Source organism: Flavobacterium fragile, from assembly GCF_023634865.1.
GTDB lineage: Bacteria > Bacteroidota > Bacteroidia > Flavobacteriales > Flavobacteriaceae > Flavobacterium > Flavobacterium fragile.
The window spans coordinates 1-1241 of sequence record NZ_JAMLJN010000023.1 but is presented as its reverse complement, the minus strand read 5'-3'; the positions used below and the strand labels follow the sequence as shown (position 1 = coordinate 1241).

The following is a 1241-nucleotide window of genomic DNA, read 5'->3' as shown; positions in this document are numbered from 1 at the left end:
TTGTCATCCTATGTTTGCAAAAGGAAGTTCTTTGAAAATTTTATAAATTTATTTCAACAGAAGAAAGAGAAAGATAAAAGCTAAATCTTGTCATTGGTCAATTAAGACTGTTCGGAATGCTAGTTCCTTTCTCTCTCTGCTTTTGAACTTGGACAGTTCATTGGTCATAAAGACCGTATTTAGGATTGATAAGTCTCAAGCAGATTTCTTCCGTTTACTTTAATTTCCTTAAAAACAAATGTATGAAAAAAAGTAACAATTATGTTGGAATTGACATCTCAAAATTAACTTTTGATGTAGCTATTTCTGGTTCTGATGACAAGTATAAGCATTTAAAATTTGCTAACAATCATGAAGGTTTTATGATGTTTTTAGAACATTTAAAAGTATCTGAATCAATTTGTGTTATGGAATCTAGTGGTCCATATTATTTAAAATTAGCTACTTTTTTGTCAGAGCAAGCAATAGATGTTTGTGTGATAAATCCATTGGTAATTAGGAGGTTTTCTCAAATGCGAATGAGTAGAGCAAAGACAGATAAAAAAGACGCTATGCTTATTGCAGAATATGGAAAAACCGAAAATCCAGGTATATGGAAACCTGAAGCAAATCATATTCTAGAGCTTAAGCAAATGCAAGCCTATCTAGAACAATTAAATAAAAGCAGAACTGGATTTGTAGTTCAAAAAGAAGCATTTAATCAAAATCCTATTAAGAGTGAAGCCCTTGAAAAAAGTATTAATTCTGTTTTAGAAACCATAGAACAAGAGATGAAAAACATTGAGAAAAAAATGGAGTTAATAATTAAAACACATCATCAAGAAATGTTTAGTCAACTAAAAAGTATACCAGGAATAGGAACTAAAACATCTTTGCTATTGATTGTAATATCTGGAGGCTTTAGTAAGTTTAATAATCACAAGCAACTTGCTTCGTATGTTGGAATATCACCCAGAATATTTGAATCAGGAACAAGTGTTAAGGGTAGATCGAAAATTTGTAAAATGGGAATGAGTAAAATTAGAGCTTTGCTTTACATGTGCGCTTGGTCAGCAAAAAGATGTAATAAAAGTTGTAAAGAATTATACGATAGATTGGTAGAAAAAGGAAAATCGAAAAAGCTTGCCTTAATTGCAGTTGTAAACAAACTATTAAAACAAGCTTTTGCGATTGCAACAAAAAAAGAATATTATTCAGTGAAAATTAACTAAAATAAATTTGGAAAAAAACACAGTTCATTC

At 30.0% G+C, this 1241-nt stretch carries 1 protein-coding gene; it reads left to right on the top strand.

Features of this window, described 5'->3' with window-relative positions; all coding sequences use genetic code 11:
- Positions 1-242: 242 nt before the first annotated feature.
- Positions 243-1211, top strand: coding sequence for an IS110 family RNA-guided transposase (locus NAT47_RS12505; protein ID WP_250583258.1), 969 nt, complete (start codon positions 243-245; stop codon positions 1209-1211).
- Positions 1212-1241: the final 30 nt, after the last annotated feature.

What these genes read in the sequence shown, in the direction of transcription:
- NAT47_RS12505 (WP_250583258.1), top strand. Translation starts at nt 243, where the DNA reads ATGAAAAAAAGTAACAATTATGTTGGAATTGACATCTCAAAATTAACT.